The 19,178-nt window shown below is 66.7% G+C and carries 21 protein-coding genes; 13 read left to right on the top strand and 8 right to left on the bottom strand.

Features of this window, described 5'->3' with window-relative positions:
• The first annotated feature begins 293 nt into the window (after positions 1–293).
• The 5 genes from KHN96_RS04735 (at position 294) to KHN96_RS04715 (ending at position 4,709) form a co-directional block, all read left to right on the top strand.
• Positions 294–1,262, top strand: coding sequence for a hypothetical protein (locus tag KHN96_RS04735; RefSeq protein ID WP_062738158.1), 969 nt, complete (start codon positions 294–296; stop codon positions 1,260–1,262).
• A gap of 281 nt (positions 1,263–1,543) precedes the next feature.
• A complete protein-coding gene (locus tag KHN96_RS04730) occupies positions 1,544–2,383 on the top strand; it encodes a transporter substrate-binding domain-containing protein (RefSeq protein ID WP_062738266.1) in 840 nt (279 codons plus the stop codon).
• A 14-nt stretch (positions 2,384–2,397) separates the two neighbouring features.
• A complete protein-coding gene (locus tag KHN96_RS04725) occupies positions 2,398–3,183 on the top strand; it encodes an amino acid ABC transporter permease (RefSeq protein WP_062738157.1) in 786 nt (261 codons plus the stop codon).
• Positions 3,176–3,859, top strand: coding sequence for an amino acid ABC transporter permease (locus tag KHN96_RS04720; RefSeq protein ID WP_045218469.1), 684 nt, complete (start codon positions 3,176–3,178; stop codon positions 3,857–3,859). The genes KHN96_RS04725 and KHN96_RS04720 overlap by 8 nt, the downstream gene beginning before the upstream one ends.
• Positions 3,846–4,709 (top strand): amino acid ABC transporter ATP-binding protein, encoded by an 864-nt coding sequence (locus tag KHN96_RS04715; RefSeq protein ID WP_045218471.1) that lies wholly within the window; start codon positions 3,846–3,848, stop codon positions 4,707–4,709. Before KHN96_RS04720 ends, KHN96_RS04715 begins: the two co-directional genes overlap by 14 nt.
• Positions 4,710–4,720: 11 nt before the next feature.
• Here the strand turns inward: KHN96_RS04715 and metC are convergent, their stop codons facing one another.
• Both metC and KHN96_RS04705 read right to left on the bottom strand, forming a co-directional pair.
• Positions 4,721–5,944 carry a cystathionine beta-lyase gene (gene metC / locus KHN96_RS04710; RefSeq protein ID WP_062738156.1) on the bottom strand — a complete coding sequence of 408 codons (1,224 nt, stop codon included), beginning with the start codon at positions 5,942–5,944 and terminating at the stop codon, positions 4,721–4,723.
• Complete coding sequence (locus tag KHN96_RS04705; RefSeq protein ID WP_062738265.1) at positions 5,941–7,566, bottom strand: rhodanese-like domain-containing protein; 1,626 nt, start codon at positions 7,564–7,566, stop codon at positions 5,941–5,943. The genes metC and KHN96_RS04705 overlap by 4 nt, the downstream gene beginning before the upstream one ends.
• Before the next feature lie 169 nt (positions 7,567–7,735).
• On the opposite strand from KHN96_RS04705, the gene KHN96_RS04700 reads away from it, so the two are divergent.
• Together KHN96_RS04700 and KHN96_RS04695 are read left to right on the top strand one after the other, a co-directional pair.
• Positions 7,736–8,341: a cysteine dioxygenase family protein gene (locus KHN96_RS04700; RefSeq protein WP_062738155.1), complete on the top strand. Its 606-nt coding sequence runs from the start codon at positions 7,736–7,738 to the stop codon at positions 8,339–8,341.
• A gap of 456 nt (positions 8,342–8,797) precedes the next feature.
• Positions 8,798–9,451, top strand: coding sequence for a GntR family transcriptional regulator (locus KHN96_RS04695; RefSeq protein ID WP_045220266.1), 654 nt, complete (start codon positions 8,798–8,800; stop codon positions 9,449–9,451).
• 75 nt (positions 9,452–9,526) lie between these two features.
• On the opposite strand, the gene KHN96_RS04690 is transcribed toward KHN96_RS04695, so the two are convergent.
• Positions 9,527–10,534: a zinc-dependent alcohol dehydrogenase family protein gene (locus tag KHN96_RS04690; RefSeq protein ID WP_045218479.1), complete on the bottom strand. Its 1,008-nt coding sequence runs from the start codon at positions 10,532–10,534 to the stop codon at positions 9,527–9,529.
• A 150-nt stretch (positions 10,535–10,684) separates the two neighbouring features.
• Between KHN96_RS04690 and KHN96_RS04685 the strand changes: the two genes are divergently transcribed.
• The 6 genes from KHN96_RS04685 to KHN96_RS04660 all read left to right on the top strand — a co-directional run bounded on the left by KHN96_RS04685 (position 10,685) and on the right by KHN96_RS04660 (position 15,231).
• Positions 10,685–11,083, top strand: coding sequence for a winged helix-turn-helix transcriptional regulator (locus KHN96_RS04685; RefSeq protein ID WP_045218481.1), 399 nt, complete (start codon positions 10,685–10,687; stop codon positions 11,081–11,083).
• Between the two features lie 134 nt (positions 11,084–11,217).
• Positions 11,218–11,649: a YciI family protein gene (locus tag KHN96_RS04680; protein WP_045218482.1), complete on the top strand. Its 432-nt coding sequence runs from the start codon at positions 11,218–11,220 to the stop codon at positions 11,647–11,649.
• A gap of 20 nt (positions 11,650–11,669) precedes the next feature.
• Positions 11,670–12,953: an RNA polymerase sigma factor gene (locus tag KHN96_RS04675; RefSeq protein WP_062738264.1), complete on the top strand. Its 1,284-nt coding sequence runs from the start codon at positions 11,670–11,672 to the stop codon at positions 12,951–12,953.
• Between the two features lie 87 nt (positions 12,954–13,040).
• Complete coding sequence (locus KHN96_RS04670) at positions 13,041–14,168, top strand: acyltransferase family protein (RefSeq protein WP_062738154.1); 1,128 nt, start codon at positions 13,041–13,043, stop codon at positions 14,166–14,168.
• 24 nt (positions 14,169–14,192) lie between these two features.
• A complete protein-coding gene (locus KHN96_RS04665) occupies positions 14,193–14,552 on the top strand; it encodes an alpha/beta hydrolase (RefSeq protein WP_373994668.1) in 360 nt (119 codons plus the stop codon).
• A 64-nt stretch (positions 14,553–14,616) separates the two neighbouring features.
• Positions 14,617–15,231 carry a TetR/AcrR family transcriptional regulator gene (locus tag KHN96_RS04660; protein ID WP_045218486.1) on the top strand — a complete coding sequence of 205 codons (615 nt, stop codon included), beginning with the start codon at positions 14,617–14,619 and terminating at the stop codon, positions 15,229–15,231.
• 121 nt (positions 15,232–15,352) lie between these two features.
• Here KHN96_RS04660 and paaE read toward each other — a convergent pair whose 3' ends face one another.
• Genes paaE through paaA form a run of 5 tightly spaced genes read right to left on the bottom strand, consistent with a single transcriptional unit; the run spans position 15,353 to position 19,121 of the window.
• Positions 15,353–16,447 (bottom strand): 1,2-phenylacetyl-CoA epoxidase subunit PaaE, encoded by a 1,095-nt coding sequence (gene paaE, locus KHN96_RS04655; RefSeq protein ID WP_062738153.1) that lies wholly within the window; start codon positions 16,445–16,447, stop codon positions 15,353–15,355.
• 14 nt (positions 16,448–16,461) lie between these two features.
• Positions 16,462–16,971 (bottom strand): 1,2-phenylacetyl-CoA epoxidase subunit PaaD, encoded by a 510-nt coding sequence (gene paaD, locus KHN96_RS04650; protein ID WP_045218491.1) that lies wholly within the window; start codon positions 16,969–16,971, stop codon positions 16,462–16,464.
• Positions 16,972–16,994: 23 nt separating this feature from the next.
• On the bottom strand, positions 16,995–17,795 hold the full coding sequence (paaC, locus tag KHN96_RS04645; protein WP_062738152.1) for a 1,2-phenylacetyl-CoA epoxidase subunit PaaC: 801 nt from the start codon (positions 17,793–17,795) through the stop codon (positions 16,995–16,997).
• 8 nt (positions 17,796–17,803) lie between these two features.
• Positions 17,804–18,091 carry a 1,2-phenylacetyl-CoA epoxidase subunit PaaB gene (gene paaB / locus KHN96_RS04640; RefSeq protein ID WP_045218496.1) on the bottom strand — a complete coding sequence of 96 codons (288 nt, stop codon included), beginning with the start codon at positions 18,089–18,091 and terminating at the stop codon, positions 17,804–17,806.
• Positions 18,092–18,101: 10 nt separating this feature from the next.
• The gene (paaA, locus tag KHN96_RS04635; protein WP_062738151.1) at positions 18,102–19,121 is read right to left on the bottom strand and encodes a 1,2-phenylacetyl-CoA epoxidase subunit PaaA; all 1,020 of its coding nucleotides are present in this window, start codon (positions 19,119–19,121) and stop codon (positions 18,102–18,104) included.
• Positions 19,122–19,178: the final 57 nt, after the last annotated feature.

Below are 19,178 nucleotides of genomic sequence, written 5' to 3'. Positions count from 1 at the left end.
GCCCCTTTCGTCCACGCAGTACTGCGAAAGTCCCACCCTCCGGACGCCTGTTCTCGCGCATATCCAATGAGACTGCGTCTGTTACCAAACGCTCACCATTTGAAATGAGATAGACCGGTATAGTTATTTCGCGGCTGCACTCGCAAGCGGCGTCGGCGTATGTCAGTCGCCCACCCCGGCGGAGGCAGCCCATCATCGGTTGAAGGCAGGTCGCACGGCTTGATTGCCAATCGCCCCGCGCACGGCGGGCCCGTGCACGCACGTTTCCGTTTGCATTTTTCCCAGGTGAGCTCATGAAAACCGCAGCGCTGATCGCAATGACTTGTGTTGTACTCACTGCCTGTGGCGGCGGTGACGACTCCTCAACGGCTTCGACCGGCCCGAACACGGGAACGGGCACGGGCACTGGAAATGGACCGGGTACAGGCTCGGGCTCCAACGGCGGGAGCACGCTGACGCTGCGCTATGAAGCCCTGTCGCCCGCTGCAGATGCGGCGAGTTTCCTGGCGCTCCTGAACAGCGAAGGCGCAAAAGGCTTCCGCTACCTGAGCGATCGGTTCAACGCATCGGGGACCACGACGACTTCGGTCTTCGTCAACGACGGCACCGCGCAAACGTACACGTACGAACTGGCTGGCGCACAGAGCAGCGCGTCGGCCTTCCTCGCGCAGGCCAATGCGGAGGGCGCGCGCGGCTATCGCTTTGAAGGTCCGCTGACGTATGGAAACCTGTATCGCAAGGACGGTGGGTCGTCTGCGACCTATACCTACGCTGCCCTGGCCTGGCCAGCAAGCCAGGCCGCGTTCCTCACGCAGGCCAACGGGCAAGGACAGTCGGGCTACTGGCTGGTCGGCCCGATCATGCTGGGCTCGGGGAGCACGAGCCTGTACATGAAGGACAATGCCTCGAACGCGACCTACACCTACCATGCGTTGACGCTGCCGGCAACGTCGAGCGATTTCATTGCGCAGGCGAACAGCGAAGGTGCCAATGGCTACCGTGCCAAGGGGGCGCTGGGGTTCGGCACCGACTCCGCGTGGGTCTACGTCAAGGATCAGACGCAATCGTCCTCGTTCACGTACCAGCCGGCGACCATGCAGACGGCGAGCGCAGCGTACATCCAGCAACTGAACGACCTTGGCGCGCAAAGCAACGCATACCTTGGGGACCTCATGATCGGCACGTCGGCGTCCTACTACTTCAAGGCCAGCAACTGCAGTGGGTTCCTCTGCACAACGCTGAATCCGCTGACGCAGAACTGAAGGCTAGCCTGGACGCGCTATCGGATTGGCCACGCAGCGGACGGCGAGCCACTACGGCAACGCCATCATCGGATGCGACTGCCGAGTATTGAAGAATCGTCCGTATGCGCCAACGAAGGAAATGACATGGTCTTCTGCGCGCGCGGACTGGAAATATGGAACAACGCTCGCACACGCGGCGCGAAGGCATCAGGAGCGCATAACGTTTCCAGTTTTTATTCGTTCCCCGCACGATGGGCTTCTTCGACAATGGCTGCCTCCAAAACCATGGGCTGCATGCAATGTCCGCTCGTTCTGCTGGGTTCCGTTTTTTTTCAGCCGCGGTGGCTGCCGCCTCACTGCTGGTGGCCGCTACGGCCCATGCCGATGCCACGCTCGACAAGATCCAGCAGCGCAAGAAGCTGGTAGTGGGCGTCGTGCTGTCAGGCGGCCCGTTTGGCTCCATCGACCCCGCCACGCAGCGGGCGACCGGCTTCAACGTTGACCTTGCACAGGCGCTGGGGCGCGGGCTGGGCGTCGAAGTCGAGACCGTGCAGGTGCAGCCGTCCAACCGCGTGCAGTTTCTGCAGCAGGGGCGCGTCGATGTGCTCGTGGCATCGATGGAACTGAATGCGGAACGCGCGGAACTCCTGGCGCACGTGCCGACGCCCTACTACCGCGTGGGTGGCGTGGCGCTCGTCCCTAAAGACAGCCCCGTGCACCAGTGGAGCGACCTCAAGGGCAAGGACGTGTGCCTGTCGCAAGGCAGCAGCTACACCAAGCCGCTGGCCGCCGACATCGGCGCCACGCCCAAGGGCTTCAAGAGCCCCGCCGAATCGCTGCTGGCCCTGCGCGGCAACAACTGCGCCGCGGCCGTACACGACGCTACGCTGCTGCAGCCGCTGCCGCGCACCAACCCGGAATGGAAGGACTACCGCGTCGTCGGCCCCGACCTCATTCCCGCGCCCACCGTCATCTGGGCACGCAAGGGCGAGAACGACACGGTGGCCGCGCTCGATCGCATCGTGCAGGGCTGGCACCGCACCGGCTGGCTGATCGAAACCGAGAAGAAGCATGGCATCCAGCCGCCCTCGCCCGCGCTGGTGGAGTGGCATGACAAGCTGCGCGCCAATCGCAGCTGACCGAGGATCTGCCGTTGACCGACGACCTGCTTCTGCGCGCGATTGCGCTGGTCCGCCACACCGGCCTCGACTACGGGTTCCTGGCTGAAGCCTACGAGCGCAACTCGCTCCTGCAGGGTGCGAAGACGTCGCTGCTGGTGATGTTGAGCACCGTGGTGCTGAGCCTTGTCTTTGGCGTGGGGCTGGCACGCCTGCTGGTGTCGCCGCACAGGCGTGTGACGCGGCTTGCGCAGGGCTTTGTCGAACTCACGCGGAACACGCCCACGCTGGTGCAGTTGTGCTGCGCGTTCCTGGTCGTCAACACGCTCATCACGCAGACGTTGGCGCAGTGGCAGTTGGCCAATCCGCTCACGCCGTTCTTCTGGGCGGTAACGCTGCTCTCGCTGCACAAGGCAGCCTTCCACGCAGAAGCACTGCGCGCCGGCATCGAAGCCGTGCCGCCCGCCATGCTCGAAGCCGCCGCGTCGCTCGGCTTCAGCGCGCGGGAACGGCTGTGGCGCGTGCAGCTTCCGCTGGCGTTTCGCGCCGCACTGCCCTCGCTGATGAACAACACGGTGGAGCTGGTGAAAGCGTCATCGCTGGCATCGGCCATCGCGGTGGGCGACCTCACCTACAGCGCGCTGATGATCTGGACGCAACGTGACAACGTGCTCGAATGCATGGTGCTGTTGCTGCTGTTCTACGGCGTGGTCACCTATGCCGTGCACGCCATCGGGCTGTGGCTGGAACGGCGCCTGCGCATGCCGGGTTACGGCACAGCCGGCCAGGCCAGGGCCATCGCAGGAGCCGCGCATGCCTGAGACCCTGTTTGCGACCTTGCTGCACTGGTCACCCGCCCTGCTGCGCGGACTGAGCATCAACATCGGCATCAGCGTGCTGGCGGTTGGCCTCGGTTCGCTGGCGGGGCTTGCGGTGGGCGCGCTGCATCTGTCGCCCGCACGCGGCTGGCAACGCGTGGCCGGGACCTACGTTGTGGCCTTTCGCAATGCGCCGTGGCTTGTGCTGGTCTACGGGATTGCGTATGCCGTGCCATTCGAGGTTGTCGTGCGCGGCCATGTCGTGCCGTTTCCCGACTGGTTCAAGGTGACGCTGGCGCTCGCGTTGCCCGCCAGCGCACACGTGGCCGAGATCTTCCGGGGCGCGGTGCTCTCCATTCCGTCCACGCAATGGGAGGCAGCCGCATCGCTCGCCTTCACGCGCCGCGACATCCTCTGGCGCATCGTGCTGCCGCAATGCGTGCGCCGCATGCTGCCCTCGTGGATGAACCTGTATGCGGTCATCACCATGGGCACGGCAATGGCGTCGCTGGTGGGCGTTCACGACCTGCTCGACACCGCGCAGATCGCGAGCAACACCGTCAACCGCACGCCGTTTACGGTGCTGACGTATTTCACCGTGCTCGCCCTGTTCTTCGTTTACTGCTACCCCATTTCGCGCCTGACCCGGCGCCTGGAGCGCGCCCATGTCGTCGCCTGATCTCCTGCCTCTCGACGCGTCGCCCGATGCCTACGCCGCCGGGCCACTGGTCGCATTGCGCGACGTGCACCTGAGCTTCGGCACCACGCACGTCCTGCGCGGTATCGATCTCGATGTTCGGCGAGGCCAGGCCGTGTCCATCATCGGCCCGTCGGGGTCGGGCAAGTCGACGCTCCTGCGCTGCATCAGCGGATTGCTGCGCCCACAGCGCGGCAGCATCGCGGTGGATGGCATTCGCGTTGACCAGCTTGCCACGGAAGCCGAAACGACTGCCCTGCGCAAGCGCATTGGTTTCGTGTTCCAGCAGTACAACCTGTTTCCGCATCTGAGCGTGCTGGACAACCTCACCGCAGCGCCCGTGCGCGTGCTCGGCCGCAGCCGCCAGGAGGCGGAGTCCGACGCGCACGCGCTGCTCAGCAAGGTGGGCCTGGCCGACAAGGCCCGCGCCTACCCTGGCCAGCTCTCCGGCGGCCAGCAGCAGCGCGTGGCGATTGCGCGTGCGTTGGCGATGCGCCCGGAGCTGATCCTGTTTGATGAAGTCACGTCCGCGCTCGACCCCGAAACCGTGGGCGAAGTGCTCAACGTGATCGAAGCGCTGGTAGACGATGGGCTCACCTGCGTGCTCGTCACGCACGAGATGGCCTTCGCGCGCGCGATCAGTGATGAGGTGGTATTCACAGAACACGGCGTGGTGGTGGAGCGCGGGCCTGCGGCACAGTTGTTCGCGTCCCCGGCCAGCGGACGCACGCGTGCGTTCCTGCGGCGTGCGCTGTCCGGGCATGCCGGTGCAGCGCCGGCCCCGCACGCACCGTGGCACGCCGCCTTCAGCAGCGCGGCGTTTGCGGTCTGACCACCTGAAACTCACCCGTCAATGGCATGCAACGCCGCCGCAGGCACGCGCTGCAACGCCTGCGCCAGATCGGCTATCAGATCGTCCGCGTCTTCCAGCCCGACGTGCAGGCGGAGCACGGCGCCGGCCCGGTTCCACTGCGCGTGGTCATCCAGACGCTCCGGTGCCACGACGGTGACGAGGCTTTCGTAGCCGCCCCACGATGCGCCAATGGCGAACAAGCGCAGCGCATCGGCTACGTGCTCGGCTGCCTGCACGTCGGCACCTTCGAGCACGAACGAAACCAGGCCGTTCGCGCCCTTGAAATCGCGCTTCCACAGCGCGTGGCCCGGGTCATCCGGCAGCGCGGGGTAATACACCCGGCCGACACCGGGCTGCGATTGCAGCCAGCGGGCGACGCGCGTGGCATTGTGCTGGTGCTGCGCCATGCGCACGGGCAGCGTACGCACGCCGCGCAGGGCGAGGTAGGCGTCGTCTGCCCCGATGGTGAGGCCGAGCACATCGTGCGCGGCTGCTAGGCGTGCGGCCACGGCATCCGTGCGGGCGATGACCGCGCCCAGCATCACATCAGAATGCCCCGCCACGTACTTGGTGGCGGCCAGCACAGAAATATCCGCCCCTGCATCCAGCGGACGAAACAGGATGCCCGACGCCCAGGTGTTGTCCGTCGCCAGCACAATGTCATGGCGCCGCGCCACGCTCGCAATGGCGGGCAGGTCATAGATTTCGTACAGCAGTGACCCGGGCGATTCCGTATAGATCAGCCGCGTATGCGGCCGGATGGCCGCTTCGAGCTGTCCGTCAGCCAGGTCCACGTACGACAGCTCGATGCCAAGCCGCTGCAACAGCGCCGCATCGAGCCGTCGCACGGGGGCGTAGATGCTATCCGTCACGATGACGTGGTCGCCGGGCGAAAGCAGCGCGAGAAAGGTCAGCGAAATCGCTGACAGGCCGGAGGGCACCAGGAACGCGCGCACGCCGCCTTCAAGCGCCAGCAATGCGTCTTCCAGGGCGCGGTGCGTCTGTGAGCCATGGCGGCCGTAGCTTGCGACGTTCTCGCCGGCCTTGCGGCGCGCATGCACATCGTGCTGGGCCGCCGTGCTGGCATGGCGCACGGTGCTCGTGCGCTCGACAGGCACGTTGACAGGCGCGGTGCCATTCACAAACGGCGGACTGCCTGCGTGGACGATGCGGGTGGCCAGCGCTCCGGAGGCTTGGCGGACGTCGTGCGTCATTGGGCCTCCACTTCGTTGGCTTCGGATGCGGCACGCGCGTGCGCGGGCAAGCCGGGCTTGAAGGCGGCGCGTTCCAGCGCATCGAGTTGCGCCACGAGGCCGACTTCCCAGGCCAGGTAGCCGCGCGCCGCCTCGAGATTGCCGTCGTGGCGGTCGTGCACGAAGAAGAGGTAATCGATGCGCTCGGGGTCGGTCGGCATTGCGGGCGTGGCTTCGAGCGGATATCCGGCGGCGTGCCAGGCAGGGATGCCGCCATCCAGGCGCTGCACGGACGCGGCGCCGTGCTCGCGCACGTCCACCGCGGCCAGCGCGCTGACAGCGGGATCGTCATCGACGAGCACCACATGCACGCCACGCACACCAGCCAACTGGCGCCGTGTCGCCCAGCGTGCGCCGGGGATGTGGCCCGCGCGATAGGCCGCGCTGCTGCGCAGATCGAACACCTGCGTCTGCCCATGCGGGAGGCCATTGTGCAGCGCTGCGGCAGCGATGCCAGAGAGCGCGGGCGGCTGCCACGCCGCGTCGCTTTGCACGAGTGCGGCGGCATTCGCCTCGCTCAGGCCACCGTCGAGCACGACGGCATCGTGGCCCATCTGCCGCAGCCAGCTGACGATCACCGGCGCGCGGATGCCATCGTCGTCGAAGACGATCAGCCGAGCCCCGCGCACGCCAACGTATTGGTCCGTCGCCTGCAGCAGCTGGCCGCCCGGCGCATGCACCGCCCCTGGAAGGCTGCCGCGTGCAAACGCCTCGGCAGGGCGCACATCGAGCAGGAAGACCGTGCGCGCGTCGCGCTGCCGCTCGGCCCGGACATCGGCGGCGGTGACGCTGGGTACGGCAAACCGGCGCGACAGCTCGGTGACGGCTTCCTGCGCACGGCGGCGCGCAGGCACGTCGATCGTGTCGGGGTAGCGACGGTCTGCGCCGTGCTCGAGCGCGAGGCCATGCAGTTGCCAGCCCTGCGTACCGTTTTCCAGGGCATAGATCGGGTTGCGCAGGCCGAGGTTGCGCAGCGTCTGCGCACCGATGATGCTGCGCGTGCGGCCCGCGCAATTGACGACGACGGGCGTGTCGTCATCCGGGATGAGCGCAGGCGCACGCAGCGCCAGTTCACCGTTCGGGCACGACACCGCACCGGGAATCGTCATGCGGCGGTATTCGGCGACGGTGCGCCCATCGAGCAAGATGTGCCGCTTGTGTTCACGTTGCCAGGCGGCGAGCTCGCCCGCCGTGATATGCGGCGTCTGGTAAGCCAGTTCCGCGAGCTCGCCGAACGTCTTGGACGGCACGTTGACACCCTGGAACAGCGCATACCCCGCGGCCTGCCAAGCCGCATTGCCGCCTTCCAGCACGTGCACGCTGGTGTAACCGAGATCGGTCAGGCGCCGCGCAGCCAGTGTAGCGAGGGCGCCGCCATCGGCATCGGTCACGACGAGGCGCACGGCGCGCCGGGGTGCCAGCCGCACGGCTTCCACCTCCAGCCGGCTGTAGGGCACGGGCGTGGCCAGAAACAGGTGCCCTTCACCAAACTCGCCGGCTTCGCGCACGTCGAACAGCGCGATCTCGGCACCGTCATGCAACCAGGTCTTGAGCGTGGTGGCGTGGATGGATGGAACGGACATGCGGGCCTCGCGTGGATGCGTATTCTGCGGTTGCTGGAGGCAGCCATGGTAGGCACGCCGGCACGCACGCGAGAACGAAGCGATGCATCTATCCATATGCAGGATCATGCGTTGGTGGCGCCGGTTCAGCGTTCTACACTCCGGTGTCCTTCCTCTGACCTGATCTGCCATGAGCCTCGCCGAGCAACGCGACCACGCCATCCGTCAAACCCTCGTCGCCGTCCGTGCGATAGCAGCGCAGGACGGCATCACGCGCGCATCGCTTGCACGCATTGCAGAGCGGCTCCAGGAACTGGCCGCGCAGGAGTCGCTGTTTCCGTTCGACGCCTTTCCGCCGCCCCCTGCGGACGATGCCGATGCCTCCAGCCGCTACCTCCTGCATGAAGAGGCGGACAAGACTTTCGCGCTGTACCTGAACTCCATCAACCCCGGCAAGGCGACGCCACCGCACAACCACACCACATGGGCGGTGATCGTCGCGCTGGAAGGCGAAGAGCTGAACCGCGTCTACACGCGCACCGATGACGGCCGTGATCCGGAACGGGCCACGCTGAGCCTGGCGCGCGAGGTGGTGGTGCAGCCGGGCACGCCCATCACCTTCCTGGACGACGACATCCACAGCATCCACGTCGTCGGCAACACTCCGACCCGGCACTTCCACCTGTACGGCCGCGCCCTCGAAACACTCACGGGCCGCATCGGTTTCGATCTCGCCACCGGGCGTGTGCTGAACTACAACCGCAACTACATGAGCGCGACCAAGCAGGCAGCCTGAGCGCGGTCCGAGCTCCGTAGCGGTATTGAAGCCGCCGCTGACGCATTGGGTTTCGAGTGCCCGCATCGGCCCTCAACGCTGGCTACCCGTCGGCGCCGCCGGGTTCGCACACGCCCCCGCCGCAGTTCGACGTTGCGGTGTCTAACACCAGCATGCAGTACACCGCCGGGGCTACTGCAGGTGCGCTGCCCAGGCCATCTTCGGCACCCCATCGGCATGGTCCACCGGTGCTGAGCGCCCGGCCTGCCGGGCACGGTTTGCACACGCTGCACCTGTCTGCCTTCCATTCGGGCGCGTGAGCTTTGCCGCTATCATGATGCCCGCAACGCCATCGGACCGGCCCATGCCGACAGCCTCAGGCAGTGCGTTGCCGACCTTTCCCTTGCCACCCCGAATCCTGTTGCGAGCCATATGACTTCGCGCCAACGCCCCTCGCCGTCTGAGGATCCGGCCACCATGACCGCGTCCCGCCGCGTGTATCTGAGCCTGCGCGAGCGCATCGTCGAGATGGAACTGCTGCCGGGCACGCGCATCGTCGAGAAAGCGCTGGCGGAAGAGTTCGGCACCAGCCGCACGCCCGTTCACGAGGCTGTGCAGCGGCTCGCTGAAGAGGGGCTCATCGATGTCCAGGCGCGCGTCGGTACGTTCGTCTCGCGCATCCCGCTCAATACGCTCGAAGAAGCCATGCTCGTGCGTAGCGCGCTGGAGGCCGCCATCATCGAGAAGGCAGCCGAGCGCATGACGCCCGAGGGCATCCACAAGCTCAACGTCGTGCTCGAGCGCCAGGCCCAATGCGCGCGAGAAGGCAACCGCCGCGGTTTCTTCCGCACCGACGAAGCGTTTCACGCCACGCTGGCCGAGCTGTCGGGTTACCCCGGTGTGTGGCAGATCATCCTGGACGTCAAGACGCAGATCGACCGCTACCGGTTGCTGACGCTTCCGCTGGAAGGGCGCATGAGCGAGGTGCTCGCGGAGCACCGCGCCGTGATCGACGCGCTGGCCTCGAGCAACCCGAAGCAGGCCGTGCGCGCCATGCGCGAGCATCTGGACCGCGTGCTTCCCGTGCTTGAAATCACGCGCCGCCAGCGTCCGGAGTTCTTCACGGTCTAGCGCCGGTATGTGCCCGGCCCAATGGTCTGGGCCCGGCACCTCCGCTGTGGGGTGGGCACGCCACCAACCCCACGTTCAGATCGACAGGCAAAGCTTGCCGAAATGCTTGCCGGCGGCCTGATGCGCAAACGCCTCGCCAATGTCCGGCAGCGCGAACGTGCGGTCGATCACGGGCTTCATCCCCGTGGCCTCAATCGCGCGGACCATGTCGCGCTGCTGGCTGCGGCTGCCCACGATCAGGCCCTGCAGCGTCTGGTGGCGGCGCATCAGCTCGACCGTCGGCACCGGGCCGGCAATGCCGGTCAGCACCCCGATCAATGAGATGTGGCCCCCCGTGCGGCACGCCTGGATGGATTGCGCCAGCGTATCCGGCCCGCCGACTTCGATCACCTGATCGACGCCACGGCCGTTGGTGTATTCGAGCACCTTGGCGGCCCAGTCGGTATCGCGCCGATAGTTGATCGTGTGGTCTGCGCCGAGTGCGCGCACGCGCTCGAGCTTTTCATCCGACGACGACGTTGCGATCACGCTGGCGCCCATCAGCTTGGCAAACTGCAGCGCGAAGATCGACACGCCGCCCGTACCGAGCACCAGTACGGTGTCGCCCGCCTTCAGCCGCGCGTCGACGACCAGCGCCCGCCACGCGGTGAGCCCGGCCGTGGTCAGTGTGGCGGCTTCTGCGTGGGTGTAGCCGCGCGGTGCGTGGGTGAACCAGTGCGCGGGGCGGACGACGTATTCGCGTGCGTACCCGTCCACGCCGTCGCCGGGCACCGTCTGGAAATCGCTGATGGTGGGGCCGCCGTCCAGCCACGTCGGGAAGAACGTCGACACCACCGAATCGCCCACGGCAAATTCCTCGACGCCCTCGCCGACCGCCTCGACCACGCCGGCGCCGTCGGACATCGGGATGCGGCCGTCGGCGCTCGGCATCTTGCCGGTCACGACGCCCAGGTCGTGAAAGTTCAGGGAGCTGGCGTGCACACGCACGCGGATTTCTCCGGCGCGGGGCTGGCCGGGATCGGGCAAATCGACGTATTGAAGTTGGTCGAGGCCAGCGGGCTGGCGCAGGGTGATGCCTTTCATGGTGAAGGGTCCTCAGCAGAACGGTTGGCAGACGACAGCCTTGCAAACACTTGCGCAACGGCTGCGATGCAGGCATTGTCGTGGCGTACGTCGAAGCTCGCAAGAACGCACAATTTTGACCAGTACTATCATTTTTGTAGGTATCAACTCATGCGTCTGAAACGTCTGGATGGCAAGAGCGGCTGCGCGGTCGAAGTCACCCTTTCCGTGATCGGTGGCGTGTGGAAGCCGGTGATCCTGTTTCACCTGCTGCCGGGAAAGAAGCGCTTCATGGAGCTGACGCGGCTCATCCCCAATGCCACGCAGCGCATGCTCACGCTGCAGTTGCGCGAACTGGAGGCCGACGGCGTGATCGAGCGGCACGTCTATCCGCAGGTGCCGCCCAAGGTGGAATACGCCCTGACGCCGCTCGGCGAATCGCTGGCGCCCGTGCTCATCAGCCTGCGGGAATGGGGCGAGTCCTATCGCGCCAACGAGCTGGGCGACGCGGCCCCGGCACCATGCGCCACCGGCTCCCCGGCCGCAACGGCCGCCGCCTTGCGGCAGTGACACCGCCCGCCATTTACATCTCGTTACACTTTTGACAACGGGACGTGTCGATTCCGGCCACCCTTCATTCGACGTGCAGGTAGGGGCGCGAAACGCTCGCGCCTCCTCCCGACCCAACCCCCAAGGAGAACCCCATGCGATTCATGGTCCTGCGAATGGCCGACAAGGACACCGAAGCCGGCGTGATGCCCAGCGAAGAACTGCTCAACGCCATGGGCAACTACATGGAAGAGCTCGCCAAGGCCGGCGTGCTGCTGGGCGGCGAAGGCCTGCACCCAAGTTCGCGCGGCGCGCGCGTGGAGTTCCGAGGCGGCAAGCCGACCGTCATCGACGGCCCGTTTGCCGAGGCCAAGGAGCTCATCGCCGGCTACACGATGCTGCAGGTGAAGTCGGAAGAAGAAGCGCTCGAATGGGTCAAGCGCTGGCCCGGGCTCGACGGCGGCGGCAATGTGCGCCTCGAAGTGCGGCGCGTTTTCGAGGCGGAAGATTTTGGTGCGGAGTTCACGCCGGAAGCGCGCGAGCGTGAAGAACGCCTGCGCGCGGAGCTCGCAGCGAAGCAGCCGTAAGCCCGTCCCGCATGCCGTCCATGGCCGACTCAACGCAGGCATCGCACGCCATCCACCGCACCATCGAGGCGGTGTGGCGCATCGAGTCGGCCAGGATCATCGCCGGGCTCGCGCGGCTGCTGCGCGATGTGGGCCTGGCCGAAGAGCTGGCGCAGGATGCGCTCGTTGCCGCGCTCGAACAATGGCCGGCATCGGGCATTCCGGATAACCCGGCGGCGTGGCTCACGGCCACTGCCAAGCACCGCGCCATCGACCGGCTGCGCCATCACACGCTTGCCGAGCAGAAGCGTGCACTGCTCGCCATCGAGCTGGAGGTCGAGCAGGAACTGGCCCATGCCGATGCCGAAACCGCGCGCGACGAGGCCGTCGGCGACGACCTGCTGCGCCTGCTCTTCATCGCGTGCCATCCGGTGCTGCCGCACGAGGGTCGCGTGGCGCTCACGCTGCGCATGTTGGGCGGCCTGACAACCGATGAGATCGCCCGCGCCTTCCTGGTGCCGGAGCCCACCATCGCACAACGCATCGTGCGTGCGAAGAAGACGCTGTCCGCCGCGCGCGTGCCGTTCGAGCTGCCCGAGGCGGGCCAGTTGCCGGAGCGGCTTTCGGCCGTGCTGCAGGTCGTCTATCTCATCTTCAACGAAGGCTATGCCGCTACCGCCGGCGACGACTGGACGCGCCCCACCCTGTGCGAAGAAGCGCAGCGCCTGGGCCGCATCCTGGCCGGGCTCATGCCCAACGAGCCGGAAGTGCACGGCCTGCTGGCCTTGATGGAACTGCAGGCCTCGCGGCTGCGTGCACGCGTAGGACCGGGCGGCCGACCGATCCTGCTCATGGATCAGGACCGCAGCCGGTGGGACTACCTGCTCGTCCGGCGCGGCTTTGCGGCACTGGCCCAAGCGCAGGCGTGCGGCAAGGGGCTGGGGTCGTACGGCTTGCAGGCCGCCATCGCGGCATGCCATGCCAGCGCACGCACTGCCGACCAGACCGACTGGATGCGCATTGCCGCGCTGTACGATGCGCTCGCCCAGCTCACGCCGTCTCCGGTCGTGGAACTGAATCGCGCTGTGGCCGTCGCCATGGCCTATGGCCCAGCGGCAGGGCTCGAGATTGCCGATACGCTGCTGACGGAACCAGCCCTGCGCGGCTATCACCTGCTGCCCAGCGTGCGCGCAGATCTTCTTGCGCGTCTTGACCGGCTGGACGAGGCCCGCGCGGAGTACGAACGTGCCGCCGCCCTCGCCCGCAATGGGCAGGAGCGCGCGCTGCTGCTGGAGCGTGCGGCCCGCTGCGGCCGTATCGGTTGAGCGGTCGGCACGTCGCTTGCTCGGCAGGTTGAGTTTCGACAACGAGACGGCTGCGGAACCTCGGTTGCGCAAGGTCGTCCATCGTGCGTGAACCGTTCAACGTCGTCTCTCCTCAGCATCCAGGCGCTGCGGGGCTTTGCCGCCCTCTACGTGGTGGTATTCCACTCGGGCCTCGCCCTCGCCCATGCCGACATTCCTGCACTGGCGTGGCTAACCACGCACGTGATCAAGCGTGGGCATGTCGGCGTGGACGTGTTCTTCGTCATCAGCGGCTTCATCATCGCCTGGGCCGCCATCCTGGGCCCGAAGGGGCCCGAGCCGCCCGGCGAGTTCCTGGTGAAGCGGGCGTTCCGGCTTGTGCCGCCTTACTGGCTGATGTCGGTGCTCCACTCGACATGGCTGAACCCGGTCTCGACAGGCGTGTTGTTGACGTCACTGGCGTTCCTGCCCCAAGCCAACACGGACGCGCCGTATTTCGGCTATCCGGCGCTGTATGTCGGCTGGTCGCTCAACTACGAAGTCTTCTTCTACGCACTGTGCGCGGTGGGGCTGGCGCTGTTCGGCCGGCGCGCGCTTGCCGTCGTCGCGCTCGGGTTGTTCACGACCACGGTCATCATGCCGTTCTGGCACGACGGTCTCGTGCAACGCAGCCCGGAAGCGCTGTATGACTGGGCCACGCCGCTGCAGGCCATGGCGGCCAACCCGCTGGTGCTCGAGTTCCTGCTCGGCGCGGGACTGGGGTGGCTGTATGCGGCGCATCGGCATCGGCTGACGCCCGCGCTGGCTCGTGTGCTGATGGTCTTGGGTGTGACCACCTTCGTGCTGTCGGTGATCGGGCCCGTTCCCAAGTTCGACCTGGTTGGACGGGGACTCCCCGCCGGTGCGCTGCTCGTCGGCATGGTGGCAATGGAGCACTGCGGCACACTGCGCGTACCGCGCATGGCCGTCTGGCTTGGTGAGATTTCCTATGCGCTGTATCTCGTGCATCCAAGCGTCATCGAGTCCACGCACCGCGTGGTGGGCGTACTGGCACCGGAGTGGATCGGCACGCAGCTGATGCTCTTTGCCATCAATCTCGGCCTCACGGTGGCGCTGGCTGCGCTGCTGCATCGTTACGTCGAACAGCCGTCCATTGCGCTGGGCCGCCGCACGGTGGAATGGATGCGCGGCCGCCGCCAGGCGTGGCGCGCGCGCCTCGGCATGCAGAGGCCCTGAGCGGCGTCCTCAAGCTGCCGGCGCTTGCATCATCCGCCGTCGCGCAACTGGTTTCCTGCCCGCCTGCTGGAAGCGAACGACCCCGCCGTGGCGCTGTTCCGCCGCACGCTGCTGGCCACCCCGCGCGAGGGCATCCTCGGCGGCTGGGCGGCGGTGCGCGATGCCGACCTGCGCCGCACGATCACGCTGATCACGCATCCGACGCTCGTCATCGCGGGCCGGCACGACACGGTTACCTCCTTGCAGCATGGCGAGGAAATCGCGGCAGCCATCCCCGGCGCGCAACTGCGCGTGCTGGACACCGTCCACCTTGCCAACGTGGAACAGCCGGATGCCTTCCTGGAAGCCGTGCTGGATTTCCTCGCGGTGCAGGAAACGGTCTAATGCATCGACACGCGGCAACGCGGCCGGTTAACATGGCGGCCATCCAACCGATGTGCCGCCACACATGTCCCGCGTCAAGAACGAAGACGAATTCGAACTGCGCCGCGAAAGCGTGCTCGACACCGCCGCCGAGGCCTTTGCGGCCGACAGCTACCCGAGCGTGTCGATGAACCAGCTTGCCGCGGCGTGCGGCGGATCGAAGTCGCGCCTGTACCACTACTACGAGGGCAAGGAAGCGATCCTGTTCGATCTGCTCGATCGCTACACGCGCCGGCTGGTGGATCTCGTCGAACGCGCAAAGAGCGATGCGCGCCACGCCAAGCTGTCGGCGCGCGCCACGCTGCACCTGCTGGTGCGCACGTTCCTGGCCGAATACGCGACCTCGCGCACGCGGCACGTGGCCTTGCTCAACGATGTGAAATACCTCTCGCCCGAGCAGCGCGACATCGTGCTCGCACGCGAACGCGACGTCGTGGCCGCCGTGGGGCGGCAACTCGGCGCGGCGTACCCGGACAAGGTGGACGACGCCAACCGCACGCCCATCACCATGATGCTGTTCGGCATGATGAACTGGACGTTCACCTGGCTCAAACCCGACGGGCCGCTCTCCTACGAAGGCTATGCCGAGATGGTCATCGACATGCTCGAGAACGGCCTGGGCGGCAAGACGCGACCGTGAGCTTCAGAGCCGCAAGCAAACCGGCCATGGCGTCGTTGCGCCTCCCGCAGTAACGAGCACTCGGTACCGGTTGGACCGTCGGCGTCGGCACGCGTCACCGCGGCAGTGTTGTCTGCCGCGCCTAGCGCTCGTCGTAGCTGACCACCACACGCTGCGTCAGCGGCCGCGCCTGGCAGGTCAGCACAAAGCCCTGCTGGATTTCCCAGTCTTCCAGCGTGAAGTTCTTTTCCATCTCCATGCGCCCTTCGAGCACCTTGGCGCGGCACGTACAGCACACCCCGCCCTTGCAGGCATAAGGCAGATCGAGCCCCGCGCTCAACGCGCTGTCGAGTACCTTGGCGTCGCCCGCCATCGGCACCTCATGCGATTTGCCGTCGAGCACAACCGTCAATGCCACATCGCCCCCCACGGCGGCGTGCTTGCGCGGCTTGGCAGAAGCATCGCCCACCGGCACGCCAAAGCGCTCCGCATGCACGCGCTCGCGCGGCACGCCGCGCTCGAGCAGCGCGGCTTCCACCGCATCGATCATCGTTGACGGGCCGCAGATGAAGGCGGCATCGATGTCGTCCGGCGGGATCAGCGCATCGAGGAACGCATGCGTCTTGGCGCCATCGAGCCGGCCGTTGAACAGCGCAATCTCCTGCGCCTGGCGCGACAGCACGTGGTACAGCGCGAACCGATCGAGGTAGCGGTCTTTCAGGTCTTCCAGTGCCTCGCCAAAGATGATGCTGTCGACGCTGCGATTGCCGTAGACCAGCGTGAAGCGGCTTTGCGGCTCGGCAGCCAGCGTGGTCTTGATGAGCGAGAGGATCGGGGTGATGCCGCTGCCCGCTGCAAAGGCGACGTAGTGCCGCGCGTTCTCGGGAGCCAGCGGCACATAGAAGCGTCCATCGGGCGGCAGCACGTCGAGGCTCTGCCCCACACGGATGCGGTCGTGCAGATGGTTGGAGAACACACCCGCATCGACGCGCTTGACGGCCACGCGCAGCTCGCCGTGCTGGTCATAGTCCTGCACCGCGCAGCAGATCGAATACGAGCGGCGCAGCTCGTCCTGCCCCGGCAACTGCCCCGGCGGCACACGCAGCGTCAGAAACTGCCCTTGCTTGAACCGATAGGCGTCACGCAGAGGCTCCGGCACATCGAAGCGCACGGAGATCGTGTCGGCAGTCTCGCTGCGCACCTCGGCAACGCGCAGCGGGTGGAATTGCGGAGTCATGGCGGTCGCTCGGCTCAGTACGGCTTGAAGTAATCGAACGGCTCGCGGCAGGCGCGGCAGCGGTATAGCGCCTTGCACGCGGTCGAGCCGAAAGCGGACACGAGCACCGTGTCCTGGGATCCGCATTGTGGGCAGGGCACGTGCTCGGCGTGGGCCGGCCGTACGAGGTGGATGGCGCGCGCATCCCCCGCACCCGCCCAATGCATGGGCGGGGCGATCCCGAATTCGCGCAGCTTGCGCCGCCCTTGCGCGGTCATCCAGTCGGTGGTCCACGCCGGTGACAGGACCGAACGCACGCGATACGGGCCCACGTCCGCTGCCTGGAGCGCATGGCCGACGTCATCGGCAATCTGGTCCATCGCGGGGCACCCGGAATACGTGGGCGTGATCGTTGCGACCAACGTCCCGGTTTCGTCGACCTGCACATCGCGCAGGATGCCGAGTTCGGCGATCGTGATCACCGGGATTTCCGGGTCCGTCACGGCTTCCAAGGCGGCCCGCGCGCGGCGCAGCCGTGCGTCCATGTCAGCAGAAGCGCTCGGTTGCGCTACCACGATGCCCCCGGGAACTGGCGCGCGAGCCCTTGCATCTCGGCCAGCAGGTAGCCCATGTGTTCGGAATGCACGCCCTGCTTGCCCGTGCTGACGTACGGGCCGGACTCCGGCCACGCGAGCCTGGCCTCGTCCACTGCATCGCGCACCGTCGCCTCCCATGTGTCGCGCAGGTCGGCGGGCCGTACCCCGATGCCAGCGTCCGCTACGGCGTCCTCCACCGCGTCGGTGGCAAAGAACTCGTTGGTGTACGGCATCAGCCAGTCGACCGCGGCCTGCGCGCGCGCATGCGATGTCTCGGTGCCGTCGCCAAAGCGCACGAGCCAGTCGCGCGTGTGGGCGAGGTGGTAGCGCATCTCCTTGACCGACTTGGCGGCAATCGCGGCCAGCTCGCTGTCGGACGACGCCGTAAGCGCCTGCCACATCGGTACCATCAGCGCGGCATACAGGAAGTGGCGGACGATCGTGACGGCATAGTCGCGCGCGGCCGACGACGTTGCCACCATCGGTCCGGCATGCGGCAGCTCGAGCAGCGTGTAGTTGCGAAAGGCCTGCTCGGCGCGCCAGTAGGCGTAGTCGTCTTCCGTGCGAGGCTGGCCGGTCAGCTCGCCTTCGAGCTGCCCCGCGTGCGTGTACAGCAGCCGCGCCTGGCCAATCAGGTCGAGGCTGAGGTTGGACAAGGCGATGTCTTCTTCCAGCACAGGCCCGTGACCCGTCCACTCCGCATTGCGCTGGCCAAGAATGAGCGCGTTGTCAGCAAGGCGAAGGATGTATTGCAGATGCGCGTCAGAACTCATCGCGCCGCTCACATGTGGTTGACTTCATCGGGCAGCCGATAGAACGTCGGATGCCGGTAGATCTTGTCGGCCATCGGGTCGAACAGCATCGGCTTGTCGTCAGGCTCGCTCGCGGTGATGGCAGACGACGGCACGACCCAGATCGAGATGCCTTCCTGCCGGCGCGTATACACATCGCGCGCCATCTGCAGCGCCTGCTTGGCGTCCACGGCATGCAGGCTCCCGCAGTGCTTGTGCTCCAGGCCCTGCTTGCTGCGGATGAACACTTCCCACAGCGGCCATTCGTGTTGATGCATGGTGTACTCCTCAGGCGGCTTGCTGGTTGGCGGCCGCGCGCTCGGCCTGCTTGCGTGCATAGGCGAGCGCGGCCTCTCGTACCCATTCGCCCTCTTCGTGTGCACGCCGGCGCGTGGCGAGGCGCTCGCGGTTGCATGGGCCGTGGCCGTCGAGCACGCGCTTGAATTCGGACCAGTCGAGCGGCGAAAAATCATAGTGGCCGCGCGCTTCATTCCATTGGAGCCCTGGGTCGGGCAGCGTCACGCCGAGCACGCGCGCCTGCTCGACCGTGGCATCGACGAAGCGCTGGCGCAGGTCGTCGTTCGAGATGCGCTTGATGCCCCAGGCCATCGTCTGCGCGCTGTTGGGCGAGGCGGTATCCGGCGGGCCGAACATCATCAGCACCGGGAACCACCAGCGGTTGACGGCCTCCTGCACCATGTCGCGCTGCGCCTGTGTGCCGCGCATCATCGTCAGCAGCGATTCAAAGCCCTGGCGCTGATGGAACGACTCCTCCTTGCAGATGCGGATCATCGCGCGCGCATAGGGGCCGTACGAGCAGCGGCACAGCGGTACCTGGTTCATGATCGCCGCGCCATCGACCAGCCAGCCGATCACGCCCACATCTGCCCATGACAGCGTCGGGTAATTGAAGATCGACGAGTATTTCGCGCGGCCCTCGTGCAGTGCGTCGATCATCTCGTCGCGCGAGCTGCCGAGCGTTTCCGCAGCGGAATAGAGATACAGGCCATGGCCCGCTTCATCCTGCACCTTGGCCAGCAGGATGGCCTTGCGCTTGAGCGACGGCGCGCGGCTGATCCAGTTGCCCTCGGGCAGCATGCCCACCACTTCCGAATGCGCGTGCTGCGAGATCTGCCGCAGCAGCGTCTTGCGGTATGGCGCAGGCATCCAGTCCTGCGGCTCGATTTTCTGGTCGGCGCCGATGCGCGCATCGAAGCGCGCCTGCAGCGCAGCCTCGTCCTGCGGCACGTTGGCCAGTTCCTGTTCGGTCGGCAGCCCGCCGGGCTGGTCCAGGCTTTGGGTGTACATGCGATCCTCCGGGCCGCGCGCGTGCCGGGCACACACCGGAACGCGGATGTGCACGAC

This window comes from Ralstonia mannitolilytica, assembly GCF_905397375.1.
Classification (GTDB): Bacteria; Pseudomonadota; Gammaproteobacteria; order Burkholderiales; family Burkholderiaceae; genus Ralstonia; species Ralstonia mannitolilytica.
The sequence above is the reverse complement of the archived record's forward strand: the minus strand, read 5'-3'. Positions and strand labels throughout refer to the sequence as shown.

Coding starts and splice junctions, on each gene's coding strand:
- paaC (WP_062738152.1), bottom strand. CDS start 17,795: ATGAGTTCTGACGCGCATCTGCAATACATCCTTCGCCTTGCTGACAAC.
- KHN96_RS04735 (WP_062738158.1), top strand. CDS start 294: ATGAAAACCGCAGCGCTGATCGCAATGACTTGTGTTGTACTCACTGCC.
- KHN96_RS04700 (WP_062738155.1), top strand. CDS start 7,736: ATGAGCCTCGCCGAGCAACGCGACCACGCCATCCGTCAAACCCTCGTC.
- paaA (WP_062738151.1), bottom strand. CDS start 19,121: ATGTACACCCAAAGCCTGGACCAGCCCGGCGGGCTGCCGACCGAACAG.
- paaD (WP_045218491.1), bottom strand. CDS start 16,971: ATGGACGCACGGCTGCGCCGCGCGCGGGCCGCCTTGGAAGCCGTGACG.
- KHN96_RS04720 (WP_045218469.1), top strand. CDS start 3,176: ATGCCTGAGACCCTGTTTGCGACCTTGCTGCACTGGTCACCCGCCCTG.
- KHN96_RS04660 (WP_045218486.1), top strand. CDS start 14,617: ATGTCCCGCGTCAAGAACGAAGACGAATTCGAACTGCGCCGCGAAAGC.
- metC (WP_062738156.1), bottom strand. CDS start 5,944: ATGACGCACGACGTCCGCCAAGCCTCCGGAGCGCTGGCCACCCGCATC.
- paaE (WP_062738153.1), bottom strand. CDS start 16,447: ATGACTCCGCAATTCCACCCGCTGCGCGTTGCCGAGGTGCGCAGCGAG.
- KHN96_RS04705 (WP_062738265.1), bottom strand. CDS start 7,566: ATGTCCGTTCCATCCATCCACGCCACCACGCTCAAGACCTGGTTGCAT.
- KHN96_RS04685 (WP_045218481.1), top strand. CDS start 10,685: ATGCGTCTGAAACGTCTGGATGGCAAGAGCGGCTGCGCGGTCGAAGTC.
- paaB (WP_045218496.1), bottom strand. CDS start 18,091: ATGCATCAACACGAATGGCCGCTGTGGGAAGTGTTCATCCGCAGCAAG.
- KHN96_RS04715 (WP_045218471.1), top strand. CDS start 3,846: ATGTCGTCGCCTGATCTCCTGCCTCTCGACGCGTCGCCCGATGCCTAC.
- KHN96_RS04695 (WP_045220266.1), top strand. CDS start 8,798: ATGACCGCGTCCCGCCGCGTGTATCTGAGCCTGCGCGAGCGCATCGTC.
- KHN96_RS04675 (WP_062738264.1), top strand. CDS start 11,670: ATGGCCGACTCAACGCAGGCATCGCACGCCATCCACCGCACCATCGAG.
- KHN96_RS04680 (WP_045218482.1), top strand. CDS start 11,218: ATGCGATTCATGGTCCTGCGAATGGCCGACAAGGACACCGAAGCCGGC.
- KHN96_RS04730 (WP_062738266.1), top strand. CDS start 1,544: ATGTCCGCTCGTTCTGCTGGGTTCCGTTTTTTTTCAGCCGCGGTGGCT.
- KHN96_RS04690 (WP_045218479.1), bottom strand. CDS start 10,534: ATGAAAGGCATCACCCTGCGCCAGCCCGCTGGCCTCGACCAACTTCAA.